This window comes from Mycobacterium asiaticum, from assembly GCF_001668675.1.
Classification (GTDB): Bacteria; Actinomycetota; Actinomycetes; order Mycobacteriales; family Mycobacteriaceae; genus Mycobacterium; species Mycobacterium asiaticum_D.
Genome location: NZ_LZKQ01000326.1, coordinates 1 through 7,537, shown reverse-complemented (window position 1 = coordinate 7,537; position 7,537 = coordinate 1). Strand labels below are relative to the sequence as shown.

General features: G+C 67.7%; 7 protein-coding genes and 1 pseudogene. 2 read left to right on the top strand and 6 right to left on the bottom strand.

What is annotated here, in order from left to right:
* The 3 genes and pseudogenes from A9X01_RS26810 to ctaC all read right to left on the bottom strand — a co-directional run.
* Positions 1–339: pseudogene (locus A9X01_RS26810) on the bottom strand (MmpS family transport accessory protein); the annotation flags it as partial.
* Positions 340–520: 181 nt separating this feature from the next.
* On the bottom strand, positions 521–940 hold the full coding sequence (locus tag A9X01_RS26805) for a cytochrome c oxidase subunit 4 (RefSeq protein ID WP_065037941.1): 420 nt from the start codon (positions 938–940) through the stop codon (positions 521–523).
* A gap of 8 nt (positions 941–948) precedes the next feature.
* Positions 949–2,049: an aa3-type cytochrome oxidase subunit II gene (gene ctaC, locus A9X01_RS26800; protein ID WP_081282654.1), complete on the bottom strand. Its 1,101-nt coding sequence runs from the start codon at positions 2,047–2,049 to the stop codon at positions 949–951.
* A gap of 187 nt (positions 2,050–2,236) precedes the next feature.
* Between ctaC and asnB the strand changes: the two genes are divergently transcribed.
* Positions 2,237–4,222: an asparagine synthase (glutamine-hydrolyzing) gene (gene asnB / locus A9X01_RS26795; protein ID WP_065123605.1), complete on the top strand. Its 1,986-nt coding sequence runs from the start codon at positions 2,237–2,239 to the stop codon at positions 4,220–4,222.
* Between the two features lie 67 nt (positions 4,223–4,289).
* Here asnB and A9X01_RS26790 read toward each other — a convergent pair whose 3' ends face one another.
* Entirely contained in the window at positions 4,290–5,264 is a 975-nt protein-coding gene (locus A9X01_RS26790; RefSeq protein WP_065123604.1) for a carbohydrate kinase family protein, read from the bottom strand.
* Between the two features lie 167 nt (positions 5,265–5,431).
* Here A9X01_RS26790 and A9X01_RS30765 point away from each other — a divergent pair, with 167 nt between their 5' ends.
* A complete protein-coding gene (locus tag A9X01_RS30765; protein WP_065123603.1) occupies positions 5,432–6,145 on the top strand; it encodes an Rv0361 family membrane protein in 714 nt (237 codons plus the stop codon).
* Positions 6,146–6,168: 23 nt separating this feature from the next.
* Here the strand turns inward: A9X01_RS30765 and A9X01_RS26780 are convergent, their stop codons facing one another.
* Complete coding sequence (locus A9X01_RS26780; RefSeq protein ID WP_036359391.1) at positions 6,169–6,525, bottom strand: iron-sulfur cluster assembly accessory protein; 357 nt, start codon at positions 6,523–6,525, stop codon at positions 6,169–6,171.
* A 91-nt stretch (positions 6,526–6,616) separates the two neighbouring features.
* A partial coding sequence (locus tag A9X01_RS26775; RefSeq protein WP_065123602.1) for a glycerate kinase family protein occupies positions 6,617–7,537 on the bottom strand: 921 nt, incomplete at its 5' end.

Sequence of the window (7,537 nt, the reverse complement as noted above, 5' to 3'; positions counted from 1 at the left end):
CACCACCAACGCGATCGCCGCCACGATCGCCGCGACGCCGACCACCCAGGGCCAGCGCGGCGAACGGTCCTCGTCGCGGTCGAAATCGTCGTAGCTGTCGTAGTCGTAGAGCGCCAGATCGGCCGGCATATACGGGCTGCTGGTGAAGAACTCCGACTCCGGCGCCGAATAGGCGCGCGAATACGCGTCGGTCTCCGAGCCGTGATCGGTCTCGTCCAGCGGCTGCAAGTCGCCTGCGTCGTCAAGTTCCTCGCCGTCGGCCAGCAGTTCCAGGTCGGCCGGCTCATCGGCAGGGTCGGGCCGGTCAGGTTCCCGTCCCGGCGGATTCGGCCCGCTCATGTCTGCCTATCCTGTCCAACTGCCTCACCAGCGCGCGACGACCCGCGGCTGGATCTGTGCGCGCGCACTCGGTGAATTCTCATGGTGCCCCGGAAACCCTACCGAACCCATCCGGAGAGCGGCCCTTCGCCAAACTGGCCACCGAACAACTGATGCCCAGATTGTGACCTTTGAACTGAAATCAGTGTTTCTCGGGCCCCACGTAGTACTCGAAAACCAATCCGGCCGCCGACGCCAGGATGAACACGACGCCGGCGACGATCAGCCACGGCAGCCACAGCGCGATCCCGACGGCCGCTACCGAACCGGACAGCGCCACCATGATCGGCCACCAGCTGTGCGGGCTGAAGAAGCCCAGTTCCCCTGCGCCGTCACTGATCTCGGCGCCTTCGTAGTCCTCGGGCCGGGTGTCGAGGCGGCGGGCCACGAACCGGAAGAAGGTCGCGACGATCAGCGCCAGGCCGGTGGTCAGAACCAGACCCGTTTCACCGGCCCACTCGGTGCCGCCGGTGGCGAACAGCGCCGTCAGCACGCCGTACAGCACGGCACACAGCGCGAAGAACGCGGCGATGAATTCGAACAGCCTGGCTTCGATGTGCATGGGTCGTCCTAACCTCTTGGGCTCGGGGCCAATTCGCCGCGGCGGGTGTCGAAGGGTTCGGTCGTGGTCGCCAGCGGCGCCTGGTTGATCGCCTGCAGCGCCTCGGCGTTCGTCTTGCCGGCGATCCGCTGCTGCAGGAACGCCACGAAGTCGTTGGGCTCCACCACCCGCACCTCGAAGTTCATCATGGAGTGGTAGGTGCCGCAGAATTCCGCGCAGTGGCCGACGAACGCCCCGGTCCGGGTGATTTCGGACACCTGGAAGACGTTGATCGAGTTGTTCTCCTTCGGGTGCGGCATCACGTCGCGCTTGAACAGGAACTCCGGCACCCACCAGGTGTGAACCACGTCGGCCGAGGCGATCTGGAATTCAATGCGCTTGCCCTTGGGCAGCACCAGCACCGGAATCTCGGTGGGAGTGCCCAGGATCTCGACCTTGTCGTAGTTGAGGTAGCTGCGGTCTTCGATGTTGATGCCGTGGACGGGGCCGACGCGCTCTTCACCGTGCTCGTCCTTGCCCTCCGGCTTGGACACCATCGCCTGCTTGCGGGCTTCGTCGGCGCCCTCGAAGTTGAACGTGCCGTCCTTGAAGGCGACCCGCTGGTAGCCGAACTTCCAGTTCCACTGGAAGGCGGTGATGTCGACCACCACCTCCGGGTCCTTCTCCAGGTGCTGCAGCTTTTCCTGCACGACGACCGTGAAGTAGAACAGCACGGAGATGATCAGGAAGGGTACGACGGTCAGCACCAGCTCCAGCGGCATGTTGTAGCCGAACTGGCGGGGGAAATCGACGTCGCCCTTCTTCTTCCGGTGGAACGCCGAAGTCCAGAAGATCAGGCCGTAGACAATCGCGCCGACGGCCAGGGCCGCGATCACCGAGCCGATCCACAGTTGCCGGTTGGCGTGGGCCTGCGGCGTGATGCCCTCCGGCCAGCCGAAGCCCAGCACGTCCTGCCAACCGCATCCGCTGAGGGTGACCGCCAGCACGCCCAGCGTCGCCGCCAGCGCCACCTGGCGAAGACGGCGGGACCGGCCCCGCACCCCCGTCGAGTGCTGCCCAGACCTGCTCTGCGACAAGCTTTGCGAACGATCCTGCCCGCGAGGTGTCACGTTGGCGCCTCCTGTACCGCAAGCTGTGCCGACTGGCCTCGAGCCAACTCGGGTCTAACTCGGTCTAACTCGGATTCGAATACTACGCAGCGTAGACCACGCCGCATACCGGGGCGACTGCCTGGTCACCAGACCCGCCGGGAGCGTCAAGCGCACCGGCCGCCCGAGTGCGGCATACTGGGGCGCCGTGTGTGGACTGCTGGCCTATTTGAGCGCTTCGGCCGCCCCTGAGGGCCCGGCCGGGGCCGAGGCGGCGGCGGCCCACGCCGCGCACGCCGACGGCGCGATCGCCCGCGCGTCGCACCTGATGCGCCACCGGGGACCCGACGAACCGGGCACCTGGGCCGACCCGGACGCCGACGGCTCGGTGGTGTTCGGGTTCAATCGGCTCTGCATCATCGACATCGCCCACTCGCACCAGCCGCTGCGCTGGGGACCGCCGGAGGCGCCCGACCGCTACGTGCTGGTCTTCAACGGCGAGATCTACAACTACCTGGAACTCCGCGACGAACTGCGCGACGAGCACGGCGCTACGTTCGCCACCGACGGTGACGGCGAGGCCATCGTTGCCGGCTACCACTACTGGGGCGCCGACGTCCTGAAGCGGCTGCGCGGCATGTTCGCGTTCGCGCTGTGGGACACCGTCACCCGCGAACTGTTCTGCGCCCGCGACCCGTTCGGCATCAAGCCGCTGTTCATGGCGACCGGCGCCGGCGGCACCGCGGTGGCCAGCGAGAAGAAGTGCCTGCTGGACCTGGCGGATCTGGTCGGATTCGACGCGAGCGGCTCGGGGATCGACGAACGCGCGGTGCAGCATTACACCGTCCTGCAATACGTCCCGGAGCCCGAGACACTGCACCGCGGTGTGCGCCGCCTCGAATCCGGCTGCTACGCCCGCATCCGCGCGGGCGCCGACCCGGTGGTCACCCGATACTTCGTGCCCCGCTTCACGGCGGTGCCGTTCACTCCCGACACCGAGCAGGCCCGCTACGACGAGATCACCGCGGTGCTGGAGGACTCGGTCGCCAAGCACATGCGCGCCGACGTCACCGTCGGCTCGTTCCTGTCCGGCGGCATCGACTCCACGGCCATCGCCGCGCTGGCCATCCGGCACAACCCGAAGCTGATCACGTTCACCACCGGCTTCGAGCGCGAAGGCTTCTCCGAGCTGGACGTGGCGGTGGCCTCGGCCGAGGCGATCGGCGCCCGTCATATCGCCAAGGTGGTCAGCGCCGACGAGTTCGTCACCGCGCTGCCCGAGATCGTCTGGTATCTCGACGAGCCGGTCGCCGACCCGGCCCTGGTGCCGCTGTTCTTCGTGGCGCGGGAAGCCCGCAAGCACGTCAAGGTGGTGTTGTCGGGTGAGGGCGCCGACGAGTTGTTCGGCGGCTACACCATTTACCGGGAACCGCTGTCGCTGAAGCCCTTCGACTACCTGCCCCGGCCGCTGCGACGGTCGATGGGCAGGGTCTCCAGGCCGCTGCCGGAAGGCATGCGCGGCAAGAGCCTGCTGCACCGGGGATCCCTGACGCTCGAGGAGCGCTACTACGGCAACGCCCGCAGCTTCTCCGACGCCCAGCTGCGCGACGTGCTGCCCGGGTTCCGCGAGGACTGGACGCATACCGACGTGACAGCGCAGGTGTACGCCGAGTCGGCCGGCTGGGATCCGGTGGCCCGCATGCAGCACATCGACCTGTTCACCTGGCTGCGCGGCGACATCCTGGTCAAGGCCGACAAGATGACGATGGCCAACTCGCTGGAACTGCGGGTGCCGTTCCTGGACCCGGAGGTGTTCGCGGTGGCGTCGCGGCTGCCGTACCAGGCCAAGATCACCCGGACCACCACCAAGTACGCGCTGCGGCGGGCGCTGGAGCCGATCGTGCCTGCGCATGTGCTCAACCGCCCCAAGCTGGGCTTCCCGGTGCCGATCCGGCATTGGCTGCGCGCGGGTGAGCTGCAGGAATGGGCCTATGAGATCGTCGGGTCCTCGGGGGCCGGTCACCTGGTCGACCTGGCCGCCGTCCGCCGCATGCTCGACGAGCACCGGGTCGGCACCAGTGATCACAGTCGCCGGCTGTGGACGGTGTTGATCTTCATGCTCTGGCACGCGATCTTCATCGAGCACAGCGTGGTGCCGCAGATCAGCGAGCCGGTGTACCCGGTCGAGTTGTAGTGCCGAAAAGACGTGAAAGCCCCCGCACGCTCCGCGTGTCGGGGGCTTTCACGTCTGCTCGCGGGGGTTAGGCGAGCATCGCGGCGATCTCGGCGGCCGCCTCGTCCCCATAGGCCTCGGCCAGCCGGGACTTCGCGACCGAACTGTCCCACTCCCACTGCTGGGTGCCGGTCGACTCCAGCACCAGAACGGCCACCAGCGAGCCCAGCTGCGCTGAACGCTCCAGGCTCAGGCCGGCGCTGCGCCCGGTCAGGAACCCGGCCCGGAACGCGTCGCCGACACCGGTGGGGTCGGTCTGACTGTTCTCCGGCACCACCCCGACGTGCACCGTCGCCCCGTCGCGCTCGACGATGTCCACGCCCTTGGCGCCCAGCGTGGTCACCCGCAGCTCGATCTGGCTCATCACGTCGGCCTCCGACCAGCCGGTCTTGGACAGCAGCAGATCCCATTCGTAGTCGTTGGTGAACAGGATGGCCGCGCCGTCGATGAGCTGCTTGATCTCGTCACCGGAGAGCCGGGCCAGCTGCTGGGACGGGTCGGCGGCGAACGACAGCCCCAGCTTGCGGCACTCCTCGGTGTGCACCACCATCGCGGCCGGGTCGTTGGCGCCGATGATCACCAACTCGGGTGTGCCGATGTTCTTGACCACCTCGGCCAGCGAGATGTCGCGCGCCTCCGACATGGCGCCGGGGTAGAACGACGCGATCTGAGCCATCTCCGTGTCGGTGGTGCACACGAACCGCGCCGTATGGGCGGTCTTGGAGATCAGCACGTTGTCGGTGTTCACCCCGTGCTTCTGCAGCCATGCTGCGTAGTCGGCGAAGTCGTCGCCGGCCGCGGCCACCAGGGCGGCGTCACCGCCGAGCACACCGATGGCGTAGGCGATGTTTCCGGCCACTCCCCCTCGATGCACGACCAGATCGTCGACCAGGAAGCTCAACGACACCTTGTGCAGGTGCTCCGGCAGCAGCTGCTCGGAGAACTTGCCCGGGAAACGCATCAAATGGTCGGTTGCGATAGAACCGGTCACCACGATCGTCACTAAATTTCCGCCCTTCGTCTGCTACGGCCGTAAAGCCTCTCATGAATGTCGGCCAGGCCGCTCGTAGCCGTTGCGCTAGCCTGCCTAGAGAACTCACCTGGTTGCCGCAGCTCCACTGCTCGATCGGCAACCGCTCGTCGCTCATCCCCCAGCCTAGGAGAACAACGATGGCCGGTCCGCACCCGCCGAACCCCGCTGTCGGCGCCGAGGGACCTCAGCAGGGGCAGCCGTACCCCCAGACCGGCCCGAACCAGCCCGAGACGGTCGACTTCCCGCACCATCTGGGCGGGCCCGAACCCTCCAGCTACCCCGGTCCGGGCGGTCCGGGCGGTCCGAGCGGGCCAGGTGGGCCGGGCGGTCCCGGCGGTCCGGGCGGGCCGGTCCCCTACCCCAAAAAGCGCACCAAGCGGCTGCTGATCACAACCCTGTTGGCCATCGCGCTGGTGAGCGCGCTGACGACCGCGATTGTCTACGGTGTGCGCACCAACGGGGCCAACACGGGCAGCACCTTCTCCGAAAGCGCGGCCAAAACGGCGATCCAGAACTACCTGAACGCCCTGGCGCATCGCGACATCGACACCGTCGTCCGCAACACCCTGTGCGGCATCTACGACGGGGTCAAGGACAAGCGCTCCGACCAGGCCCTGGCCAAACTCAGCAGCGATGCGTTCCGCAAGCAGTTCACCGAGGTCGAGGTAACCACGATCGACAAGATCGTCTACCTGTCGCAATACCAGGCACAGGTGCTGTTCAGCATGAACGCCAAACCCGCGGCGGGTGGGCCGCCACGAAGTCAGGTGCAGGGCATAGCCCAGCTGCTCTTCCAGCGCGGCCAGATCATGGTGTGCTCGTACGTGCTGCGCACCGCCGGCCAATACTGACCCAATGCCGACCCGCTATCGGGTCAGTTGAACGAGTCTCCGCAGGCGCAGGACCCGGTGGCGTTGGGGTTGTCGATGGTGAAGCCCTGCTTCTCGATAGTGTCGACGAAGTCGATGGATGCGCCCTCGACATACGGCGCGCTCATGCGGTCCACCGTCAGCGCGACGCCGCCGAATTCCACCGTGAGGTCGCCGTCCAGCGTCCGGTCGTCGAAAAACAGGTTGTAACGCAGCCCCGCGCAGCCGCCCGGCTGGACCGCGATCCGCAGCGCCAGATCGTCGCGTCCCTCCTGGTCCAGCAGGGCCTTCGCCTTGGCGGCGGCGGCGTCGGTCAGGATCACGCCGTGGGTCTTGGCGGTCGACTCGTTCTGCACCGTCATTACTTCTCCTACATGCCTCATTGTCCGGGTGGGCCCGCCCAGCACTTCGTCCATACAGTCTCCGGGCCTGCTCAGGGAAAAACCCACTAGGTCAACGGTACCCCGGCGGGCCGCTATTCCCGAGTCTCGCCGCCGTCTCAGACGCCAAACCCATCAGCTGATTGGCCGCATCAGCCAGCGCCAACCGCACCGAACCAGCGTATTCGGACATCGCCAGCGCGGACATGATGCCGGACACACGGGTGGTGGCTTTGTCCACCGACACCTGTCCGGCCAACACAATCACCGGGATCCCCAACTCGCGGGCGGCGGCCGCGATCTCACCGACCACCTTGCCGTGCAGGGACTGCTCGTCGAAGTGGCCCTCGCCGGTGACGATCATGTCGGCGTCCTCGAGATCGTCGGCGAAATTGGTGAGCTCGGCGAAGATCGCCGCACCCGACTCGCACCGGCCGCCCAGCGCCAGCAGCGCCGCCCCTATCCCCCCGGCCGCTCCGGCGCCCGGCTCGGCGCTCACGTCGCGTCCGGCAACCGTGTCGAGCACCAGCGCCCACTGTTCGAGGCGGGCCTCCAGCTCCGCGACGGTGGCCGCGTCGGCCCCCTTCTGCGGTGCGAACACCCGGGCCGCCCCCCAGGGGCCGAGCAGCGGGTATTCGACGTCCGACGCGGCGATCAGGTCAATCCCGGCCATCCACTGGCGGGCGGTGTCCAGGCCGCCGAGCTCGTCGACCATGCCCCTACCGCCGTCGGTACATGCACTGCCGCCCAGCCCGACCACGATCCGCGCGGCGCCGGCCTGCAGCGCCGCCCCGATCAGCTGACCGACACCCCTGCTGTGGGCGGCCACCGCGGTCTCGGGGGTCGGCGGGCCGCCCAGTAGCGCCAGGCCGCACGCCTGCGCGCATTCCAGGTAGGCGGTCGCGGTGCGCGCGTCGAACACCCAGTGCGCGTCCACCTCGAAATCCAGTGGGCCCCATACCCGCCGCGTCTGAGACCCGCCGATCCGGCTCGC